We start from the raw sequence: 20628 nt of genomic DNA on the forward strand, positions 1-20628 counted from the left end.
AAAATTTCCTTAATCAGTTCTTGGCTTCGCCGGATGCGACCAGCGCATAGCGTGTGCAAATCGGGCCCAGCAATTCGAGAATCACGAGTATGGAAACGACGAGTGCAGAGAGCTGCGCGCCGAATTGCGGATAGTAGCCAACCGCGTGTTGCACCATGATGATGTTGAAGCCGGACAGCGGTACCAGGCCCAAGCCCAGCAATGCGCCTTTGCGCATCGTAATGCCGTTGAGGCGCGCCAGTCCGGTCGTCATGCCGATAGCGATCAACAGGCGCAATGCGATGAAGGCGAGTACGACCGGCCACAGATCCATTAAATGTGAGAGTTCGAGTTTGGCACCGGCGAAGACAAAAAGGGCAACGTAGAACAAGCCGCTGAACTGGCTGAGGTCGGGTTCTACAATCGCGTGACGCGCGTCATAGCTGCGGCTGGCGATGCCGAATACCAGCAGTGCAATCAACGCAGACAGATTCAGCATGACGGCGATACCCACTGTGCTCGCAATCAGTGCCAGTACGAGGATCAACTGCGCCTGACTATCACGACCCAGCCATTGACCTATCCATACCAGCAGGCGGCTGATGATCCAGCCCAGCACTGCAGAACCAAGCAACAGATATAAAGGATGCAGGATGTAACTTTCCCAGCCGGCTTCGTATTCGACATGTACCGCTGCCAGACCCATGGAGAAGACGATGAAGGCGAGGGCGTTGCCGATGACGACGATATTCAGCATGCGTTCGGTGAGCTGGCCTTCTGCCTTGACCTCGCGCACTACATTCAAAATCACTGCAGGCGAGGTTGCCATGCCGAGTGCCGCGACCATGCTGGCAACCAGTTTGCTCACGCCGAATTGTGTGAGCAGGATGAAGAGAGCAAGAAAAGTCAGGGTGCTCAGTGCGACACCTGTAATCAGCAAACCTTTTTCACGCAGCAACCATTTGTAATCGACGCGCCGTCCCAGTTCAAACAGTACGAGTCCGAGTGCGAGATCGACCAGCAGGCTGATTTCACTCAATAATGCGACGTCGATCAGATTAAATACGGATGGACCTATCAATAATCCGGTCAGTACATATGCGGTGATGGCAGGCACTTGTGGAAATAGTCGGCGCAACAAATGTGCGCCCAACACACCGGCTATCAGCAGCAGGCCGGTTGCTGTCAGCACATTCAGTGCGTGCGGCATATTCGGAAAAAAACTATGTGATGTCATATTGTTTCCGGCAATTTAAAAATAAAGCGCTTCAAGTAAATTGAGAACGCATATTGTTGATGCAGGCTGTATGGCCACTTTTGGCGACACTTCAGCACGATGCCCGGATTGTTCTAGCAACTTCGTTCGCGGATTTTTCCGGGCAATTCACGTGCCGTATTGCAAGTGTTATCCGGTTTTGTAATGTTTCGATGCATTAGAGCATTGCAGCGAAAAGACTTTGCTAATAAAGAAGATACTTAACGGAGATACCGTTTTATAAATTTGACTGGGGAAAGTGTAGCAGCAGTTTCAGAAAAAAGTCGCGCACTTTTTTCTGAAACTGTTTCATGCAATATTTTCAATGAAGTTTGACACGCGGTGAAGTCTTGCGTTGCAGCCAATGTCCCAGCGTATCGGCAGCAGTGCGTATATAACCGTGCAAGGCGACCAGATGCATGCGATACAGCGATACATACAGCAGGCGCGCCATGATGCCTTCAATAAAGAGTGTGCTGCCTATCAAAGGCCCCATCAGATTACCGACGGCATCGAAGCGGCCCAGTGATACCAGCGAACCCAGATCGCGATATTCAAATTCTGACAAGGCCTGGCCATCAAGGCGTTTCTTCAATGCATTGAATAGAAAACTTGCCTGCTGATGTGCTGCTTGCGCACGCGGTGGCACCGTGCTGTTTTTCTCTGGCCAAGGGCAGGCAGCACAATCGCCGAATGCAAAAATATTTGCATCGATTTCCGTTTGCAAAGTCCGCTGCACAATGATCTGTCCCAGACGATTAACCGGCAAGCCAAGTTCGGCCAGAATTGTTGGTGCGCGTATACCTGCTGCCCAGACGGTCAGATCGGCCGGGATGCTGTTGCCATTTGCGAACACGACGGAATGCGCTTGCACTTCGGATACTTTCGCATCCGTCATTACATCTATGCCCAGTTTATGCAACAGACCTGTGGTCTTGATCGATATAGGTTCCGGCAAGCCCGACAGGATGCGCGACCCGGCTTCAATCACGGTGATGCGAATATCGCGCAATGGATCAAGGTGATGCAATCCATAAGCACCCAGCACTTCGGCCGTATTCCGCAATTCGGCGGATAACTCGACACCGGTCGCGCCGGCACCGATGATCGCGACATTGAGTTTTGGATGAGACTGATCTGCATGCGTATCGATCGCGTGTTCGGCGCGCATGCACAGACCGATCATGCGCCGACGGAAGTGTTCAGCCTGACTCAAGGTGTCGACCGCGATCGCGTTTTGTTCTGCGCCCGGTACATTAAAGAAATTAGTAATACTGCCTATAGCCAGTATCAAGGTGTCGTAGGCAATCTCGCGTTGCGGCAAGAGCTCCAGTCCATCATCGTCCAGCAGGCTGGCAACTGTAATGACTTTGCGCGTGCGATCCAGGCCGCGCAGTTCGCCTTGCTGAAAGACGAAGCGATGCCAGCGTGCCTGCGCTGCATATTCAAGCTGATGGGTATTGGCATCCATGCTGCCGGCTGCGACTTCATGCAGCAGAGGCTTCCAGATATGGGTTGATGAGCGGTCGACCAGAGTGACGCTGACCTTGCCGTTTTTGCCTAGTTTGTTACCGAGCGCTGTCACCAGTTCCAGCCCGCCTGCACCGCCACCTACTACAACGATGCGATGCGATTTGCTAGGAGATGACGCAGACGATTTGTTATCAAGGTTGTTCATGTGAATCGGCATGAGCTTCTCCAATCTTGTTATGGCGGTTTGAAAAGCGAATAGAACCGATGCGCCTTAGTTTTACATTCTAGCAGTGCCTTATCAGCATGCCGTAGTTGTTTGCGAGCTTTGTTCGCTATATGGCCAGGGAATAGCTCATGAGCTGCATACAATAAATGCAGCTGCAAATTTAATCAAAGGCGAAATTGTAGAATAAGGATATGGCACTATTGGTACCGGCTTCGCCTTCCAGCGTGATACGCGAAGTGAGCGTGTAGCGCACCAGCAAAACACTGCTCGCGCTGTCCATGCTTTGTTGAAAACCGACATACAGCTTCGACGAAATCCGCTTGCCCAGCTTGACGATACGTTCTTGCAAATCGGTGCCGCCTTTGCCGATGCTGACGTCGTCAAGGCCAAATGCACCGGCGATTTTTGATTGCAATCCTGCGCCACCGCCGCTGGCGAGCAGTGAGCCAGCAGCACTTTGCAGCACATCGCGCTCGCTATCACCAGCGCCAGCCAAACCGCGTCCGAGCACCAGCCACGATAATTTTTCAGCATCGGAAACAGTAGGCTCTGATACCAGCGTAATGCGTGGTGCCAGTACCGTGCCGCGCACCGACACACCGGCTTCTACTTCCTGACCACGACGCATGGCCAGAATGTCGAGGGCAGGATTATCTAAAGGGCCGCTGAAGCGCACCGATCCCTGTTCGATGGCAAGCTCACGTTGATATGCCTTGAACGTTCCGGATGCAACGCGCAAAGTACCCAGCGCACGCAAGGCACCGCCGGCATTGGCGAGCAATTGAATTTTTCCAACCAGCATTGCATCGAGTCCACGACCGTATAGATGAATGCCTTTTTCGCCCAGGCTGATGCCGACATCCAGAGCGATGGTGGCCTTGGTTCCCGGCTTGTCATTTTTGCCGACAATGACGACGTCGTCGGAAAGTTCGGGCGTATCTGTCGTGCCGATATCGAAGTAGCCGGAATCGACTTCAAACTGTCCCTTGGCTGTCGCCTTGGCATCGCGCCAGCCGACTAAAGCATCGCCACTAATCACGAACTTTCTATCCGATCTGTCTATCAGTTTGTAACGTGTTGCCTTGAGTGTCAGCTCCAGTGCAAGTTGTTCGCGTACAAGACTGAGCGGGCCGGAAATGACGAGGCTGCCTTCGTTTTGAAAACTCAGATTGCTGATGACAAGCTGATTGCCATCGAAAGCGCTGCGCAATACGCCTTGCTTCAGATCGACACCCGTATCGGTGAACAACAAACGCAATCCATCTGCCGTTACCGGGCCCACCATACGCGGTTGGCCGAAGGTGCCATTCAGTGCGACATTGCTTTGCAAACTGCCTTCCATGATCAGTGCCGGCGAAATCAAGGGGCCTAGCCAACCCAGCGTGGGGATACTCATGCGTGCACTGCCGGAGACCGGTGCATTCGGCGAAATTGAAAAGCGGCTGTCACCACCTATGGTGGTATTCAGATTGATATCGATGCGGCCGGTTTGTTTGCCTTCTGCGAGAAGATTAAGCGCCAGACGTCCTTTGGTCGCAGTCGCGCTGGCATTCAGTGTATTCAAGCCCAGAGCGGCGGATGCGTTGCCGCGCATGACGACATCGCCGCTTTCGCGACGCACGTTGACGGTGCCATCCAGTTTGTCGATCAGGCTTAGATTCCATTCGCCGGCGAGTGCCAGATCGCCGCCTATCGGTGCGGCAGGATTAAGCGACTGCATTAGTTCGCCGATTTTGACGTGCTCAAATTTTCCGCGTGTCGTGACGCCGCGTTCATTACGCAAAAACTGTTCAATTGCGATACTCGCGTTTGGACCTGCCACCTTGAATTGATCGAGCTGAACCTGTTTTTGCGAAATCAGCAGCTTGGCCGGTGCATTCAACCTGGCATTCAAATGGCCGACAGCATCGAAAGCGTTGATCGCACCTTCCCAGCGTGGTGCGCGTGTCAAATCTTTCAAGCCACCGGCTGCGCTAATCTTCCAGTTCTGTTCACGCTCGGCCAGCGTTGCGTTTAATGTGTGTTGTGCGGTGGTGCCGCTGACATCGAGATTGAATGTATCTGCGCGCAATTGATTACCGCCGATGCCATCGGCACTGACCACTAGCGATAGCGGCGCATTCGCTTGCGACGAGAACTGTGCCTGCGCACTCAATTTGGCAATCTGCTGCGCACTGGTGTTGAATCCCTGAGCTGTCGCAGCGAACGTGACACTGTTGATCAGGAAAGCATTGCTGTTCCGATTGAGGCTGATGTCGGTCTTGCCTTGTGTAGCATTGATTATCGTCTGACCCGGTATGCGCAGACGATTGCCCTGCCAGTTGGCGACGATGCGCGGTTGCTGCACGTCGCCACGAATTTCGCCATTGATTTGCAGAACGCCGGCAAAGCCTGAACCGAGTTGTTCCAGCGCTGGTGCTTGCACCGCGAAGCTAATGCGGGCATCGCTTTTTTCCAGTTTGCCTTCGGCGTTGATCCGATTTTTTCCTGCTACCAGTAACAGCTTCGGTACATGCAAGGAGTTTGCAGTCAGACGTGCCTGGCCTTCGCCGGTTAGCGGATTGCCAGCGAGCTGGCTATTGCTCATGCGGAAGGAAAGATCAGCTTGCAAGCTCGGTAGACGCATTCCCTTGGCAGCAAATTCAGCGTTGATGAGCATCGCTGGCAATTGCGAAAAATTGCCGAGCGCGCGCGGATTGAATTTGCTTAGCGTGCCTTTTGCATTGAATTCCTGTTTGTTGTTGAAGGCAAAGTGCGCGGTCGCATCGATTGCGCTTTCATCGACGCGCAGTTCTGCTTTGTCGACGGTGATCGCTTCATCTGCAATGACGGCATGTGCGTTCAGCGTCAGCTTGCTTTCGGCGATTTTTCCATTCGGCAGCTTGCCGCGTTTCAGCGCTTCTGTTGCGGAAAGCGTGAGAGTCTGTTTGCCCGATGCATGACGAATATCCAGACTTGCCATCAGCTTGGTATTGCGCATGCGTTGATCCAGCTTTTTCAAATCGAGGGCATCGGTTTTCAGCGACAAGGCCAGCGCGCCGTCTGCATATCGACCGTTGCCGCTGATGCTGCCGGCAGGGTTTTTTACGCTGCCTAGTTTGGCAACTATCTGATTGAAAATGAATTGCTTGTCCTGTTGCGCAAAGTTCAGGCTCAGGTCGGTAAGCGGGATACGGTTTTCATCGTAAGTGTCAGCAGCTGCATTTCTGATCGCCAGTTTGCCCTTGCCATCCTCTGCCGCATCCAGCTTGATATTCAAATTCGTCTTAGGTAAATCTGCAAACAGTTCGGCAAGATCGATGGCCTGTGCCGAGACATAGGCCGAGCCAAGTATCTTTTCGGAAAAAGGTCGCAGTACTGCATTCCCTTTCAACGATGCTTTGTTGATTCGCAGATCAATTGCCGTTTTAAGATCGGCAAGCGAACCATCCAGAACGATATTGCCTGTGGCACCGATGTTGCGATCATCGAATACCGCTGCGCTATCGCTGGCAACGGTGGCCTGCAATGGATAGGGTGTCACGGTGGACAGCGTGGCTTGTCCCTTGAATTTTCCACTGTAGGCATTGCCGCCTGACGTGGAACGCGCGCTGAATTGATCCAGATTCAATGCATAGCGCGCGCCATCGAAATCCAGATTGAAAGCAAATGCACCTAGCGTGACGACATCTACCGGCCCCCATGCAATCGTGCCGGCGTTAACCTGGACCTTGTCGATTTTCAATTTGATGGGCAGCGCGATGCTGTCTGGCAGTTTCGACGGTTCTTTGCTTTGATCTATCTTGCTGACGATGCTCAGCTTGCCTATCTGCAGCGATGTCACATGCAGGCTGCGGCCAAAAAGTGCGGAGAGTTGCAGGTCGGCTGCGATATCGTCGACGACGATGTTTTGATTTTCCAGATTGATCTTGAGTTGCTTGATATTCAGCGGGCCACTCAATTGGCCTGTGATGCCATTGCTCTCGACCATACCGGCCGATAGTTTGCCGACCGCAGAGAAAGCGAACTGTGCGCCGCGTTCGCTATTCAACAACCATGTGCTGCCGACAAATAGTGTGATGCACAGCGCGATGGCGAACCATCCCAATGCACGCCATTTTCGTTTCTGCGTTGATTTTGATGCAGGCTTATTTTCTTGATTATCAGAAGCCATAGCCAACCGAGAAGTGAAGACGCGTTTCTTTTGTTTCATGGCCATATGCCAGGTCCAGATTGACCGCGCCTATCGGACTGAGCCAGCGCGCACCGACACCGCTACCTTGCTTCAAGCGGAAGCCATCCCAAGAGTTTGCCGCGTTGCCTGCATCGGTGAAAATGGCAGCACCCCATTCCGGTGTGATCTTGTAAACCAATTCTGCGCTGACAACTGCCGTGTTGGTGCCGCCGACGATGGCGCCATCCAGTGGCACGCCGAGGGTGTTGTAGGCATAGCCACGTACCGTTTGATCGCCACCGGTGCGGAATAATAAATCGCCCGGAACCGTATCGGAGTTGGCACCGAATACTTGCCCGACTTGAGCACGCAGTACTGCCTGAAAGCGTTTATAGGTTGGTGACAACCAGGTGCCGCGACCCACTACGCGGATGAAGTTTTCCTTGTTGATGATACCGGCCGGGCCGCCGTTAATTTCGAGTGAAGCGTAATGTCCACGCGTCGGGGTAAGCAGGTTGTCGACGCGTCTGCGGGTATAAATGAAGGATGCAATGAATGCTTCGCGATCATTGGCAAAGTCCTCGCCTATGCGTTGGCGATCGGCGAGGAAGCCGAGTGCCCAAACTTTTTCATCGCTCTTGTCGGGGCTGCTCAGGCGCACACCAGTGCGGAATTTATTATTGATCTCGCCCGCGCTGTCGGTGTATTCGTAATGTGCACCTACGCTAGGGCGCCAGTCGTTGCGCAGGGTTGGGAAATATACATCGCCGCCCAAGACACGCGTATCGCGGTCGCCGCGCAGTTCTGATTCGAGGCGCCAGTCGCGACCGAGGAAATGTCTGTCCATCCATTTGATTTGTCCGCGCGCACCGGAATCGGTTGAGAAGCCTATACCCAGCGACAAGCGTCGGCGTTCATTTTCCGTCAGATCCAGTTTGATCACGACATTGTTCGGGTGTTCAGGATTGGCATCGATGGTGGCAAAGGCGGAGCGGAAATAACCGGTCTCTTGCACACGTGCCTGCAGCTCATTGAGTTTTTCCTGCGAATACGGTTCACCGGGTTTGATCGGATTGAGTTTTTCCACCATGTCGCGCGAATAGCGTTTCAAGCCATCGATTTGCATTTCGCCGAAGGTAAAGGCAGGACCGGAATCGACCACGACGGTTAACGCGGCACTATTGGTCGATGGTTCTATGCGTGCTTCGCTTTGCGTGATGCTTGCTGCGGGGTAGTCACGGTTCAGCAAGTCTTTAAGTAAAGAGTTTTTTGCCTTGTCCCACTTGCCTTGCTGAAAAGGGTCACCAACTTTTAATTCCCATGCATTGCGCAGTTCGGTGATGCGTTGCGGATGTTTTTCCGTGATGTCGCCGGTGAATTCGATATTGACGGATTCGATCCTGGTCGATGGTCCCAGCGTGACGGTGAAGCGCGCAACCCATGGCGTTGATTGCTGATCCAGATCGCTGCTGACGGTCGGTGAGAAATATCCTTCGGTTGCCAGCAGCGAGCGAATCTGGCTCGGCGTAGTGGCGACCAAACGGCGAATTTCATCTTCGCTCATTGCATCTGCGGTACGGCGTCGGTTTATTTCCAAGTGTTCGGTAAGTAGCGAGGTAAGACTACCCGCACCGCTGATAGAGACGGTGTATAGCGGCGCAGCGTGTGCACCAAAGGGCAGGCACAATGAAACCAGGATGGAACAAAGCATGAGACGCCACGCATTGATCCTGAAAAAGATGACTTTTTTCTGCACAATGTTAAGCGAAGGAATTGATTGCAAGGGCGGCAAGACGAGGTAAGCGCGGCGATTTCGCGAGATCGACGACCACTTGATTAGTGTTGCAAGCTTATCAGTATTTGCCAATGATTTAACAATGCGCTGCTTTATTTGGCCGCATTGCAGAATTTGCAGGGAGCAGAGGTTGCCGGTTAGCGGCAAAATCCCTATAGTGGGCGCACCCCAGAATCACGGAAGCAGCAGATGAGTAAAAAGCAAGCAGGCAAGGAAAGCGGCAATGAAGCCAAGGACGCGCACGAGATACGTCCGGGGCAGTCCATCGAGTTGTTGAAAGAACTGCATATCCTGACGCGCGACGGCAAATTGAATCAGGATAGCCGCCGCAAGCTCAAGCAGGTTTATCACCTGTATCAGTTCATCGAACCCTTGCTGCAGGAAATTCAAAACGATCATCCTGACATTACGCTGGCCGATCACGGTGCCGGCAAATCCTATCTGGGCTTCATCCTGTACGACTTGTTTTTCAAGGAACGCAAGGATCAGTCACGCATCTACGGCATAGAAACGCGCGACGAGCTGGTACAAAAATCGGAAGCGCTCGCAAAAAAACTGGATTTTCCCGGCATGACCTTCTTGAATCTGTCGGTTGCCGATTCGATTACCTCCGATCTGTTGCCTAAGAAAATCGACGTTGTCACGGCGCTGCACGCCTGCAATACCGCAACTGACGACGCGATTCATTTTGCGCTGGAGAAGCAGGCCAAGTTCATCGTACTGGTACCTTGTTGCCAGGCGGAAGTGGCATCGGTTTTGAAAAAGAACAAGGGCAAGACGCTGGCGAAGAACGCGCTGACAGAAATCTGGCGTCATCCCTTGCATACGCGTGAGTTTGGCAGTCAAGTGACTAACGTCTTGCGTTGCCTGCAACTCGAAGCGCATGGCTATCAAGTCAATGTGACGGAACTGGTGGGTTGGGAACATTCGATGAAGAATGAATTGATCATCGCCACTTACAAGGATCTGCCGCGCAAGCGCCCGACCGAGCGTTTGCAGGAAGTATTGCAAACGCTGGGGCTGGAAGAAATGCAATCGCGCTTCTTTACTAACGAGTCGTCAACAACATCGGCTGAAGCAAGTTAATTAATTCTTCGCGTCAGCCGGTAACTGCTTGCGTTGCGTCATGTGATGTAAATACGCGAGCAAGTCATCCAGCTGTGCATCATTCATCACGCTGGGCGAAAATCCTGGCATCGTTAATTGTGGCCAGTTCCGTACGGCCGCCGGATCGCGCATGTACTTGCGCAAGAAATCTGCCTGAAAATATTCAGTCGGATTGAACGGCAGATTCAAGTCCGGCCCCAACTTCGCATCGCCACCGCCATTGATCTGATGGCAACTCGAACAATGCGTGATGTAGGCTTGCATGCCGCGATATTCCGCACTGTCTTTTTTCAAGGATGCATCAGGCAGAATTTGCGGATAACGCTCAGTCAACGCAGAAATTTCGCTGATGACAGCAATTTGATATGGCCAGAATTCCGGTGTGATATTGCTTTTCTCCGGCGAGATCCAGACCAGATAAAATGCGCCTGCACTGCGACCGCCTGGCTTCAATTCCGGCCATGGCGCGTTGGCAGCTTCTATCGCCAGCCATGGTTCAGATGCACCCGACAAGAGTTCGGCCGGGATGTTGGCGACGAAGCCATCGTCAGATTTGAATTGCACGGTGCTGATGCCATGCAGAGTGCGCAAGATTGATTTCAGCGGCAGCGCACGATATTCCATTTTTCGTTTGTAACTGACATCGGCAGGAATGCTGATGGTGCGCACGTCAGGGTGTCGCAGCAGATCGGAGCGTGCCAGCTTCTGGCGTTGTTTGGCGAATGCGAGTTCAAGCACAGGTTCTGCCGCAGTCGCGAGATTGCCGGTAGTAATCAGCATCAGTACGATGACGCATGCGAAAAGCCCGCGGACAGAATGACTATTGCGGATATCGGAAGCTATCAAGTTTTTCATATGCGGCGCATTCAGTTAAGCTGATGTCGCTGCAGTATAGCGAAACTTGGTATTCGAATGAATGCAGGAAAAAGCTTCAGCCTGAAAGTTGATTAAGCATGACGTGGTTTCTTTATTTGATTGAATGCAAGGACGGCAGCATCTATACCGGCATTGCCGTTGATGTACATGCGCGCTATGCCGCACATCAAAAAGGCAAGGGCGCGCGCTATACGCGTTCGCGTCCGCCACGGCGCTTATTGGCCATCGTTGAATATCCCGATCGCTCGACTGCATCCAAAGCCGAGTATGCAATGAAGCGTTTGAGCGCATTCGAGAAGCGAAGTTTTTGTCTTCAGCGCAATGGCGTTTGGCAAATAGGCTTGTCGCATGCAGAGATAGATAGTTAAAAACCTGATGCAACTAATCGAGCAAACTGATAAGGATGCAGCAATGAACAAACAATTTTCCTCAGCATGCGAGCGTAATCGTGAACCGATACTCGCTATCTTGGATAAAGAATTCGCTGATCGGAAACATGTACTCGAAATCGGTAGTGGTACCGGTCAGCATGCCGTCTTCTTTGGCGCTGGTTTGCCGCAATTGATTTGGCAAACCAGCGACCTGCCGCAAAACCATTCGAGTATTCAAGCCTGGTTGCAGGAAGCGGCATTGAAGAATGTATTGCCGCCTATCGCTCTGGATATGTCGAATGCAGAGTGGGCCGTTGATTTGCTTGATAAAGATATGGACGCAGTATTCACAGCGAATACCTGTCACATCATGGCGTGGAGTGAAGTCGAGAAAATGTTTGCCGGTGCGGCGCACGTCTTGCAAGCCGGCGGCAAACTATGCGTGTATGGGCCGTTCAATTACAAGGGACAATTTACGAGTGTGGGCAATGCGCAATTTGATGCAAGCCTGCGCACACAAGCTGCACATATGGGGATACGCGACATCGAAGCAATGCAGGAATTGGCGAACGCGCATGGATTTATCATGCAGGCTGACCATGCGATGCCGGCGAATAATCGCTTGCTCGTATGGCAGCGCACATGAACAATCTATAAATTTTACTTTGCAGGCAAGGGATCGGTTTTGCAGCCTTTGTAGCTGACGCCATTGATTTCCAGCAGCGCGTCATTTCCCTTGTTCCAGAATGTATTGCTGCCATCGCTGTAACGTGCGCCCGAAGCTGATACTACATGCGGCAATATCAGGGTTCTACCCGCCAGCAGAATCTGTACTTTGTCGGCGCTGAACTTCGCGATGAATTCGATATCGGCACATTTGAACGCCATGCCGGTATTCGCAGATGGTGTAGCAAGCGCATTTGGATTAAGAGCACGTTGCAGCAGAAGAGCTACCGGTTTTTCCGGCTCATGGAACGAGATCGCGGTCGCTTCTTCCGATGTCCATATCACGCCGTCCTGGCTATCCAGAATAGATGCAGTGACCGCATAGCGGTGGCTGCGATCGATTGCTGCGGGAATGTAGCGCAAGTTGAATGGAATAGGTACTTGCGTGGTCGGCCGTATAGTTTGCTGGGCGATGAAGCTGCCGCTTTTGCCGGTGCGTGTGACGTCTTCCAGGCTGACAATGACTTTTGCATCTGGTGGCAAGGCTATCCGTTCGCGATAGGCGACGGTGCCGCTGACATTGCCGGACAGGGCAGGCAAGTTGTCAGGCTTGAGTTTTTTTGCACAGCCGCTGGCGAGTACGCATACAGCAAGCAGTGCGATCAATGAATGACGAGATTTCATCTGGCTATCCTGAAAATGATTGATGGCTGGTTGAACGTGTGGTTTACCAATGGCAGGATTGTGATCGCAATGCAAAGAGCAGGTATGAAGCGCTGACCTTGATCAAGGCCAGCTTGTTACATCAGTTCTTAGGGATGCCGTCAAAAAATTCTACTGCACCGGTCTCCAGTGAATACTCGGCACCGACCACCAGCAAACCTTCATTTTGAATCAGGTTTTCGAGCAACTCGGAACCGTGACGTAAATGATTGACCGACGCACGGATATTGGCACGTACCGATTGATGTACCAGCGCATCGTGATCATGTTTCAAATCTGTTTCGAGCAACGTTTCTACCGAAGGGCGTATGCGGTCGACGATGGACTTCAGATTGCGCGACTGATTTTCATTCGGGCGCTTCAATTCTTCCAGCGTTGCCAGAATCGCGCCACATTGCGAATGTCCGAGTACTACTACCAGTTTTGTCTTGTAAAGCGCTGCCGCGAATTCGACGCTGCCGACTTGCGAAGGCGCCACGATGTTGCCAGCGACGCGGATCACGAATAAATCGCCCAGCCCTTGGTCGAACACCATTTCGGCGGGTACTCGTGAGTCCGAGCAGCCGAGAATAATTGCAAACGGGTTTTGCCCATTCACTACTTCTTTGCGGCGTGCGCGTGTCGATGTATTGTCGTCGTTACGGATATCTGCGACGAAACGGCGGTTCCCTTCGCGCAGACGTTCCAGTGCATCTTTTGCAGTATTCATTTTGTTTTTTCCTTACTTTTCCATTTTTTTTGCTTGCCTTTCCAAGGCAGAGCAAGCGGCACTTGCGGCCAGACGTTCGCTACTTTAAAGCATTCGCTCCGTGTTTGCTTTCTAAAGTTTTCAAGTCAATTCGGTGCTGTAAGCCGAGCAACAAGCTGTTATCCAGAGTCTTTCAGTGCGGTTTGGGGATTAATCAGAGTGAAAAAACGGGGTGGAAGGCAGGGGAAAATGAAAAACCGGGAGGAAAAAGAAACGGCCGCAATATATAAATATTGCGGCCGGCTTGCATTTCTTGCATGAGAACTCTTGTATCAAAACCTGCTCATCAAAAATCAAATAGCTCGCCTATCAAGTCTTTTTTACTTTTCTGGCCGTAACCTTCCTTGCTGTAGCCGTGTAGTTTTTGTTTGCGCTCGCCGCTCTGGCGAGGCGGTATATCGCCTACCAATGCTGTTGCAGAACGATCGATCAGTTTGTCGAGTTCGCCGCGATCAAGCCATACGCCGCGGCATTGCGGGCAGTAATCGATTTCAATGCCATGCCGATCGGACATGATCAGCTGCATATCAGTGCAAATTGGACATTTCATGTTTATGCCTTTGATGTAGACGCGCCATCCGTAGATGGCGCGCAGCTTGCTCAGAACATCGTAAAAACAGGAAAACGATTAGTCGTTGCTATTCACGAAGCCAAGCAATTGCAACAGGCTGATGAACAGATTGAAGATCGCGACGAACAAGGTGACAGTCGCCATCACATAGTTGGTTTCGCCGCCGTGAATGATCTCGCTGGTTTCATACAGGATCAGACCTGACATCAGCAAGACGAAGGCTGCGGATACTGCCAGCGACAATGCCTGGATTTCAAAGAAGTAAGCGCCTAGCGAAGCCAGGAAGGCCACCAGAATACCAGCTGTCAAAAAGCCGCCCATGTAGCTGAAATTCTTGCGACTGGTGAGTGCGTAAGCCGACAGTGCAACAAAGATTGCAGCGGTTGCACCGAACGCCATCATCACGGTTTGTCCACCGTTCGGCAAGCCGAGGTACATGTTCAGCAGAGGTCCGATGGTGTAACCCATGAAGCCGGTCAGCGCGAATACGAAGGCAATGCCCAGACCTTGATTACGGAATTTATTGGTCAGGAACAGCAAGCCGAAATAACCGACCATCGTGACGATCAGACCAGGGCGTGGCAAATTCAAAGCCATTGTTGCGCCTGCGGTGATCGCGCTGAACAGCAAAGTCATGGATAGCAATAAATACGTATTGCGGATGACTTTGTTGGTCGACAGGACAGATGTCGAGAAACTCGTCGTCTGTGGGGAACTGCGCAGTTGGTCAACTGGATTCATGTTAGCTACTCCTCAAGTGTGTGTGTACTTCCATCATGCTGGTCACGCAAAGTAAGACGCATTTTCCTGCCTGCAGTTCTGCTTTGCTTGATTTTGTTTATACGTTCCAGTATGAAGCACTCTAAATTTACTCGCTTTTTATTCTATTGAAAATTCGAATATAATTAATTTTTGATTCGTAAAAACTGAGCATAGAGACGCGATGAGCACAATGAATTACAAGCATTTGCATTATTTCTGGGTCGTCGCCAAAGCGGGCGGCATAGGTCGCGCCAGCGAGCGTCTGCACTTGACGCCGCAAACCATCAGCGGCCAGATCACCTTGTTTGAAGATGTGCTCGGTTACAAATTATTCAACCGCGTCGGCCGACGTCTTGAGCTCAATGATGCTGGGCGTGTAGTACTCGGTTATGCGGATGAAATTTTTACGCTGGGCGAAGAGTTGCAGGAAGTCTTGCGCTTCCGTCCGGGCGGATGGCCTTTGCAATTCAGAGTCGGCGTCGCCGATGCGGTGCCGAAGGCGATTGCCTATCTGTTGCTGGAGCCGGCGATGGAGTTGCCGGAATCCTTGCGTATCGTTTGTCGTGAAGGCAAGTTGACCAGCCTGCTGGCCGATCTGGCTGTGCACAGGCTGGATATCGTGATCGCCGATAGTCCGATGCCGGCGAATATCGACGTGCGCGGCTATAACCATTTGCTGGGCGAGTGCGGCGTGACCTTCTTTGCGACCGATGAACTGGCGAAAGAATACGAGAAGGGTTTTCCGAAAAGTCTGGATGGCGCCCCCTTCCTGATGCCGGGTGAAGATGCTGCAGTTCGGCCGCGCCTGATACGCTGGTTTGAAAAAGAAAAAGTGCGGCCGCGCATCATAGGCGAATTTGACGATGGCGCTTTGCTGCAGGCATTCGGTGCCGCCGGTAAAGGTATTTTCGCGGCGCCATCTGCGGTTGCCGAGCAAATCAAGAAGCAATATGGTGTGACTGAGATTGGTCGTACAAATGTGGTGACCGAGCAGTTCTATGCAATCTCAGTAGAGCGGCAGTTGACGCATCCTGCGGTGGTGGCAATCAGCTCGGCTGCGCGGGAAAGTTTGATTCGCTGATCGCAGTATCGAAATTAAACACAAATAAAAAAGGCGATCATCATCGCCTTTTTTATTTTTGTCAGTGCTGTTCACGGGAAAAATTTACGTATGACGTCTGGTATTGTCTTTTCAAATTATTCAGCCGGAAAATTGAGCCAGGTCGTTTCCTGCAACACTTTCGTCAACCATTCCATGTACACGCGCACACGATGCGGCAAATGTCTGCGATGCGCGTAGAGCAAAGAAAACGGTAATGGATTTGGCACATATTGCGGCAGCAGCAGCGCCAGTCGACCTGAATGAACATGGTGCTGCACACCTGCAAGCGGTACCTGCGCAATACCCAGGCCACCTAGATATGCAGCTTCGCCTGCATCGACGTTATTGACGGTGACGAAGCCTTGCATAGTCAACGACATGTTTTTCCCATCAACTGCATATTCGAATCCGCTACTGCGCATGCCAAGCACCGTCGAATAATGGATCAGGTAATGCGAGGATAAATCTTCCAGCGTTTGCGGCACGCCGTATTTTTCGAGATAGCTGACGCTCGCGCAGTTCACCAATTCGAGCAAACCAATTCGACGCGCGATCAGCGAGTTGTCAATCGTGCTGCCAACCCGCAGCACGCAATCAAATCCTTCGCGTACGACATCGACGAAGCGATCAGTGCTGCTGACCTCGATATGAATATTCGGGTACTGCGCCAGAAATTCTCCAAGACGCGGCATCACGATGTTGCGGGCAATCGATGTCGGCATGTCGACCCGCAGCCGACCACTTAAATCTGCGCCGGCTTGTCGGAACATGCCTTCCAGTTCGTCCATATCGGACAGCAAATCCTTGCAGCGTTCCAGCAGCGCTGTGCCATCGTGCGTCGGTTGCACCTTGCGTGTGGTTCGATGTAGCAGACGCGTACCGAGTAAATCTTCCAGCGAGCGCACATGCTCAGACACGCTGGCTTTTTGCAGGCCTAGATCAGAGGCCGCTTTGGTGAAGCTGCCAACCTCGGCGACACGGACGAAAGTGTGCAGTAAGTCGAGCTTATTGATTGACATATTGGTTTGTTTTATCCGAACAGTGCATTCATATCACTGATATTTATCTTGGTATATCCGAACAATATACTGCAATTTGCCAACTTAACAAGGAGTACATCATGACTCGCAAAATCGCATTGATTACCGGCGCCAACCGTGGCTTGGGGAAAAACACTGCATTGCATCTGGCTGCGCAAGGCGTTGCCATTATCGGCACCTATCGCAGCAACGCTGCGGAAGCCGCAGCGCTGGTGCAGCAGATCGAAGGCGATGGCGGCAGCGCGGCCATGCTGCAACTTGACGTCGGCGATAGCGCATCGTTTATCGCGTTTGTGGAATCAGTAAAAGAATTGTTGCGTGCCAAGTTCGGTGCAGATCAACTCGATTACCTGGTCAATAATGCCGGTATGGGCATACATGCCGCCATTGCCGATATGACAGAGCAGCAGTTCGATGAATTGATGTCTGTGCATTTGAAAGGCCCGTTCTTCCTGACGCAGAAACTGTTGCCGTCGATCGTTGATGGTGGTCGCATCGTCAATGTATCGAGTGGCCTCGCACGTTTCAGTTTTCCCGGTTATGCCGCATATGCAATGATGAAGGGCGGCATCGAAGTGATGACGCGTTACATGGCGAAAGAATTTGGCGCACGCGGCATTACCGTCAATACGATCGCACCAGGCGCGATTGAAACCGATTTCGGCGGCGGTGCAGTGCGTGATAACGCGGAACTCAACCAAATGGTGGCGTCGATGACAGCCTTGGGGCGTGTCGGTCAACCTGACGATATCGGTGGTGCAATTGCCGCCTTGCTGTCTGACGGTAACCGTTGGGTCAATGCACAGCGCATAGAAGTTTCCGGCGGGATGCTGATCTAAGGCAGGTCTTCGGCTGCCGTTCTGGCAGCCGAAATATTATTTTGAAACTGGTAATTCAGGCGCATGCAGTTTGGCATGTTCCGGTCTATCCAGGATATGTTCGGGCTGAACACCGATACCGATTGCATAAGCTGGAATTTTGCGTAATACCGGCCAGCGATTCAATAGTTTTAATGGCCATGGAATCGTGAGTGCCTGCCTGTTCTGCGCGCTAATTACTGGAACCAGCACGCGATTCTGGATCGCGACTTGTACCGCTTGCGTGATCCTTGCGGGAAACAGGCGGCGGCTCTGAACCTGCTTGAGCAATGGCGTCAATGCCTGTGCCTGCGTGTGTGGATTGGTAAGTGATTTGGATAAAATATTGGCAGTCGCGACCGCATCCTGAATCGCCAGGTTGATACCAACACCGCCTACAGGCGACATCGCATGCGCGGCATCGCCTATGCACAGCAAACCTGGTTTCCACCAGCGCTCCAAACGGTCGACCGTGACGCTCAATAATTTGATGTCGTCCCAGCTTTGCAGCGATTGAACCCGGTCCGCAAAGAGTGGTGCAGCTGCGGCTAATTCCGCATGAAAGGCCTTCAGTCCGCGTGCATGGATGGCCGCGATGCCGCCCTTGGCAATCACATACGCGCATTGCCAATAGCTTCCGCGATTGAGCATCACAAAGAATTTCCCTGCTCTCAAGCGCGCTCCTGTAGTGGGCGGATCGCCGACAGCAATCGGCAATCGCATCCACAACACATCGATAGGCGCGCCCAAATCGCGCACGGTCAACCCTGCCGCCTTGCGTACAGTCGAATGACGGCCATCGGCTCCTATGACAAGATCTGCGTAGACGTTTAATGAACCTTCATTGGTGTTGGTGCGGACTCCGTTTATGCGCTCATCGGATTCAAGCAAGCCGATGACTTCGGCATTTTGTATCAGACGGAAATTGGGATAGGTGATGGCCTCATCGCGCAGGAAATCCAGAAAATCCCATTGCGGCATCAAGGCGATGAAATTGCATGCTGTACGCAGGCGCGAGAAATCGGCAATCATCAATTCCTGACCGGCCACATTGATGCTTATTTGGTAAGCCTTGTCGTGCGGTCTTTGCAGAAAGGCTTGCAGCAAACCGAGTTCCTGCATCAATTCCAGTGTGGATGGATGGACGGTGTCGCCGCGAAAATCGCGCAGGAAATCACCATGTTTTTCCAGCACCAGTACATCGACACCGGCGCGCGCCAGCAGCAAGCCCAGCATCATGCCGGCTGGACCACCACCTGCAATACAACAACGTGTATGAATTTCGTTAGGCATACATTCCTCTAGGAAATGGTACGACCAATACAAGAGTTGAGTAGTGCTAAATGGACTAACTAAGGATAAGTATAGAAGCTATGCGAAAAAACGCTGGAAAACAGAATTGCGGGAATGGAAGACTGCAGAGTTAGGATCAGCTTTAGGTGATGCAGCAAGTTTTATAGCCAGGCTGTCACGCGTAGAAAGCTGATCCAGCTTCAGAAAATTTTATTGGAAAGAACCGACCTTGGTGGTGCTGAAAGGAATGGTAGTGATATGCGCAGGATCGGCATCCTCTGCCAACTCTGTGGATACATCATCGTTACTGTCTTGTTCGCCAGCCTGCATTTTGCTGGCATCTGGAATGCGTCTAACGTGCGTCAGGAAATTTGGATTGTTGATCTCATCGTGATTGCTGTACATATCGTTTTCCTTATTGAAGGCAACTTGCAAAATTGCCAAGCTGCTTGTTGATATCGCATTTCGCGTATCTACTCTTTGGTGAATGCTGTTCGCGACCTGAGTTGCGAGAATAGATTAACCATTCGGGAATGGCGATCAGAAATCATCCTAAAACCTTGTAGGAATCGACTGACTCTCTGATGATTTTTTTGCTACCGATAGCAATGGACGCGTTGACTGTTTTGCGAACGATGTCGAAACCGAGAGTTTCGATCAAACGGAAATTGGGCCGCAAGCTGTTCTGCAGCGCAGCGCGATGATAGTGGATTTTTGGTGGGGAAGGGCGGCAGTGCGAAATTAATTCGCAATTGTGCACACCCTGAAAGTTGCTTAACTAATACGACTATCTTCTGATTCTGCTTCACGCCTTTCCTGGCGCCACTCCATCGCAGTTTTCAGAATCAGGGTCAGCAAGGCCATGCAGGCAAGCAAGGCTGCGGCAGTGAATGCAGCAGCAGTTTTGTAATCGTTATTCAGTTGTTCAACCAGCAATGGCAGCGTCAGGGTTTGATTCATGATGGTGCCTGAGACTACCGCCACCGCGCCGAATTCGCCGACTGCGCGTGCGTTGGTAATGACTGCACCGTACAGCAATGCCCATTTGATATTCGGTAATGTCACATCTCGGAAAATTTGCCAGCCGGTCGCGCCTAAAGACAGCGCTGCGATTTCTTCTTCTGTGCCCTGTTTTTGCATCAGGGGCATCAGGATGCGCGCGATATACGGCGCGGTTATAAACAATGTGACCATGATGATGCCCGGCCATGCAAACATCAGTTGCACGTCATGCGCATACAACCACTTGCCGATAGCTCCTTCGAGTCCATACACGACCAGATAGCAGAAGCCGGCAACCACAGGCGAGGTGGCATAAGGAATTTCTACCAATGTCACCAATAAACGTCGTCCGAAGAAGTCGTAATGCGTGACGCACCATGCGAGGAGGATGCCGAATACCAGATTGATAGGCACGGTCAGTACCGCGGCCAGCAGCGTCAGGCCGAACGCATGCTTCATGTAATCTTCATTCAGGTTTTGCCACAGCAGGGACAAACCACCGCTGAATGCCTGCGTAAAAATCAGAACCAACGGCACAATCAGCAGCAGTATCGTCATCACGATGCCGAGGCCGATCAAGATCCATTGATGGGTTTGAGAAGGACGTTTGACTGCTTTTGCCATGATGA

18 protein-coding genes are annotated in these 20628 nt (G+C 51.9%); 5 read left to right on the forward strand and 13 right to left on the reverse strand.

Annotated elements, in window-relative coordinates:
* Positions 1–13: 13 nt before the first annotated feature.
* The 4 genes from Hfont_RS05000 to Hfont_RS05015 form a co-directional block, all read right to left on the reverse strand.
* Positions 14–1216 (reverse strand): cation:proton antiporter, encoded by a 1203-nt coding sequence (locus tag Hfont_RS05000; RefSeq protein WP_112991153.1) that lies wholly within the window; start codon positions 1214–1216, stop codon positions 14–16.
* Positions 1217–1556: 340 nt separating this feature from the next.
* Positions 1557–2912 (reverse strand): NAD(P)/FAD-dependent oxidoreductase, encoded by a 1356-nt coding sequence (locus Hfont_RS05005; RefSeq protein ID WP_112991715.1) that lies wholly within the window; start codon positions 2910–2912, stop codon positions 1557–1559.
* 181 nt (positions 2913–3093) lie between these two features.
* Positions 3094–7125, reverse strand: coding sequence for a translocation/assembly module TamB domain-containing protein (locus Hfont_RS05010; protein ID WP_241523013.1), 4032 nt, complete (start codon positions 7123–7125; stop codon positions 3094–3096).
* Positions 7076–8797 (reverse strand): autotransporter assembly complex protein TamA, encoded by a 1722-nt coding sequence (locus Hfont_RS05015; protein WP_112991717.1) that lies wholly within the window; start codon positions 8795–8797, stop codon positions 7076–7078. The genes Hfont_RS05010 and Hfont_RS05015 overlap by 50 nt, the downstream gene beginning before the upstream one ends.
* A gap of 273 nt (positions 8798–9070) precedes the next feature.
* Here Hfont_RS05015 and Hfont_RS05020 point away from each other — a divergent pair, with 273 nt between their 5' ends.
* Positions 9071–9967: a class I SAM-dependent methyltransferase gene (locus tag Hfont_RS05020; RefSeq protein ID WP_112991155.1), complete on the forward strand. Its 897-nt coding sequence runs from the start codon at positions 9071–9073 to the stop codon at positions 9965–9967.
* Here the strand turns inward: Hfont_RS05020 and Hfont_RS05025 are convergent, their stop codons facing one another.
* Entirely contained in the window at positions 9968–10843 is an 876-nt protein-coding gene (locus Hfont_RS05025) for a c-type cytochrome (protein WP_206604458.1), read from the reverse strand. It lies immediately after the preceding gene.
* Positions 10844–10941: 98 nt separating this feature from the next.
* Between Hfont_RS05025 and Hfont_RS05030 the strand changes: the two genes are divergently transcribed.
* Together Hfont_RS05030 and Hfont_RS05035 are read left to right on the forward strand one after the other, a co-directional pair.
* Positions 10942–11232, forward strand: coding sequence for a GIY-YIG nuclease family protein (locus tag Hfont_RS05030; RefSeq protein WP_112991157.1), 291 nt, complete (start codon positions 10942–10944; stop codon positions 11230–11232).
* A 43-nt stretch (positions 11233–11275) separates the two neighbouring features.
* Positions 11276–11881 (forward strand): DUF938 domain-containing protein, encoded by a 606-nt coding sequence (locus Hfont_RS05035; RefSeq protein ID WP_112991719.1) that lies wholly within the window; start codon positions 11276–11278, stop codon positions 11879–11881.
* Between the two features lie 14 nt (positions 11882–11895).
* Here Hfont_RS05035 and Hfont_RS05040 read toward each other — a convergent pair whose 3' ends face one another.
* From Hfont_RS05040 to Hfont_RS05055, 4 genes are all read right to left on the reverse strand, one after another.
* Positions 11896–12585 (reverse strand): YbaY family lipoprotein, encoded by a 690-nt coding sequence (locus Hfont_RS05040; protein ID WP_112991159.1) that lies wholly within the window; start codon positions 12583–12585, stop codon positions 11896–11898.
* 121 nt (positions 12586–12706) lie between these two features.
* On the reverse strand, positions 12707–13333 hold the full coding sequence (locus Hfont_RS05045; RefSeq protein WP_112991160.1) for a carbonic anhydrase: 627 nt from the start codon (positions 13331–13333) through the stop codon (positions 12707–12709).
* Positions 13334–13658: 325 nt separating this feature from the next.
* Positions 13659–13922 carry a TFIIB-type zinc ribbon-containing protein gene (locus Hfont_RS05050; protein ID WP_112991162.1) on the reverse strand — a complete coding sequence of 88 codons (264 nt, stop codon included), beginning with the start codon at positions 13920–13922 and terminating at the stop codon, positions 13659–13661.
* Between the two features lie 78 nt (positions 13923–14000).
* Positions 14001–14684, reverse strand: a complete 684-nt coding sequence (locus Hfont_RS05055) for a Bax inhibitor-1/YccA family protein (protein ID WP_112991164.1) — start codon at positions 14682–14684, stop codon at positions 14001–14003.
* A gap of 202 nt (positions 14685–14886) precedes the next feature.
* Between Hfont_RS05055 and nhaR the strand changes: the two genes are divergently transcribed.
* Positions 14887–15786 carry a transcriptional activator NhaR gene (gene nhaR / locus Hfont_RS05060; RefSeq protein ID WP_112991166.1) on the forward strand — a complete coding sequence of 300 codons (900 nt, stop codon included), beginning with the start codon at positions 14887–14889 and terminating at the stop codon, positions 15784–15786.
* Positions 15787–15902: 116 nt separating this feature from the next.
* On the opposite strand, the gene Hfont_RS05065 is transcribed toward nhaR, so the two are convergent.
* The gene (locus tag Hfont_RS05065) at positions 15903–16826 is read right to left on the reverse strand and encodes a LysR family transcriptional regulator (RefSeq protein ID WP_206604459.1); all 924 of its coding nucleotides are present in this window, start codon (positions 16824–16826) and stop codon (positions 15903–15905) included.
* 101 nt (positions 16827–16927) lie between these two features.
* Here Hfont_RS05065 and Hfont_RS05070 point away from each other — a divergent pair, with 101 nt between their 5' ends.
* Complete coding sequence (locus tag Hfont_RS05070; protein WP_112991167.1) at positions 16928–17686, forward strand: SDR family NAD(P)-dependent oxidoreductase; 759 nt, start codon at positions 16928–16930, stop codon at positions 17684–17686.
* A 36-nt stretch (positions 17687–17722) separates the two neighbouring features.
* On the opposite strand, the gene Hfont_RS05075 is transcribed toward Hfont_RS05070, so the two are convergent.
* The 3 genes from Hfont_RS05075 to cysW all read right to left on the reverse strand — a co-directional run bounded on the left by Hfont_RS05075 (position 17723) and on the right by cysW (position 20623).
* Entirely contained in the window at positions 17723–18997 is a 1275-nt protein-coding gene (locus Hfont_RS05075; RefSeq protein ID WP_112991169.1) for an FAD-dependent oxidoreductase, read from the reverse strand.
* 210 nt (positions 18998–19207) lie between these two features.
* Positions 19208–19402, reverse strand: a complete 195-nt coding sequence (locus Hfont_RS05080; protein ID WP_133467267.1) for a hypothetical protein — start codon at positions 19400–19402, stop codon at positions 19208–19210.
* Positions 19403–19771: 369 nt separating this feature from the next.
* Positions 19772–20623: a sulfate ABC transporter permease subunit CysW gene (cysW, locus tag Hfont_RS05085; RefSeq protein WP_112991172.1), complete on the reverse strand. Its 852-nt coding sequence runs from the start codon at positions 20621–20623 to the stop codon at positions 19772–19774.
* Positions 20624–20628: the final 5 nt, after the last annotated feature.

Source organism: Herminiimonas fonticola (genome assembly GCF_003293745.1).
GTDB classification, from domain to species: Bacteria; Pseudomonadota; Gammaproteobacteria; order Burkholderiales; family Burkholderiaceae_D; genus Oxalicibacterium; species Oxalicibacterium fonticola.

What these genes read in the sequence shown, in the direction of transcription:
- Hfont_RS05000 (WP_112991153.1), bottom strand. Translation starts at nt 1,216, where the DNA reads ATGACATCACATAGTTTTTTTCCGAATATGCCGCACGCACTGAATGTG.
- Hfont_RS05005 (WP_112991715.1), bottom strand. Translation starts at nt 2,912, where the DNA reads ATGAACAACCTTGATAACAAATCGTCTGCGTCATCTCCTAGCAAATCG.
- Hfont_RS05010 (WP_241523013.1), bottom strand. Translation starts at nt 7,125, where the DNA reads ATGAAACAAAAGAAACGCGTCTTCACTTCTCGGTTGGCTATGGCTTCT.
- Hfont_RS05015 (WP_112991717.1), bottom strand. Translation starts at nt 8,797, where the DNA reads ATGCTTTGTTCCATCCTGGTTTCATTGTGCCTGCCCTTTGGTGCACAC.
- Hfont_RS05020 (WP_112991155.1), top strand. Translation starts at nt 9,071, where the DNA reads ATGAGTAAAAAGCAAGCAGGCAAGGAAAGCGGCAATGAAGCCAAGGAC.
- Hfont_RS05025 (WP_206604458.1), bottom strand. Translation starts at nt 10,843, where the DNA reads ATGAAAAACTTGATAGCTTCCGATATCCGCAATAGTCATTCTGTCCGC.
- Hfont_RS05030 (WP_112991157.1), top strand. Translation starts at nt 10,942, where the DNA reads ATGACGTGGTTTCTTTATTTGATTGAATGCAAGGACGGCAGCATCTAT.
- Hfont_RS05035 (WP_112991719.1), top strand. Translation starts at nt 11,276, where the DNA reads ATGAACAAACAATTTTCCTCAGCATGCGAGCGTAATCGTGAACCGATA.
- Hfont_RS05040 (WP_112991159.1), bottom strand. Translation starts at nt 12,585, where the DNA reads ATGAAATCTCGTCATTCATTGATCGCACTGCTTGCTGTATGCGTACTC.
- Hfont_RS05045 (WP_112991160.1), bottom strand. Translation starts at nt 13,333, where the DNA reads ATGAATACTGCAAAAGATGCACTGGAACGTCTGCGCGAAGGGAACCGC.
- Hfont_RS05050 (WP_112991162.1), bottom strand. Translation starts at nt 13,922, where the DNA reads ATGAAATGTCCAATTTGCACTGATATGCAGCTGATCATGTCCGATCGG.
- Hfont_RS05055 (WP_112991164.1), bottom strand. Translation starts at nt 14,684, where the DNA reads ATGAATCCAGTTGACCAACTGCGCAGTTCCCCACAGACGACGAGTTTC.
- nhaR (WP_112991166.1), top strand. Translation starts at nt 14,887, where the DNA reads ATGAGCACAATGAATTACAAGCATTTGCATTATTTCTGGGTCGTCGCC.
- Hfont_RS05065 (WP_206604459.1), bottom strand. Translation starts at nt 16,826, where the DNA reads ATGTCAATCAATAAGCTCGACTTACTGCACACTTTCGTCCGTGTCGCC.
- Hfont_RS05070 (WP_112991167.1), top strand. Translation starts at nt 16,928, where the DNA reads ATGACTCGCAAAATCGCATTGATTACCGGCGCCAACCGTGGCTTGGGG.
- Hfont_RS05075 (WP_112991169.1), bottom strand. Translation starts at nt 18,997, where the DNA reads ATGCCTAACGAAATTCATACACGTTGTTGTATTGCAGGTGGTGGTCCA.
- Hfont_RS05080 (WP_133467267.1), bottom strand. Translation starts at nt 19,402, where the DNA reads ATGTACAGCAATCACGATGAGATCAACAATCCAAATTTCCTGACGCAC.
- cysW (WP_112991172.1), bottom strand. Translation starts at nt 20,623, where the DNA reads ATGGCAAAAGCAGTCAAACGTCCTTCTCAAACCCATCAATGGATCTTG.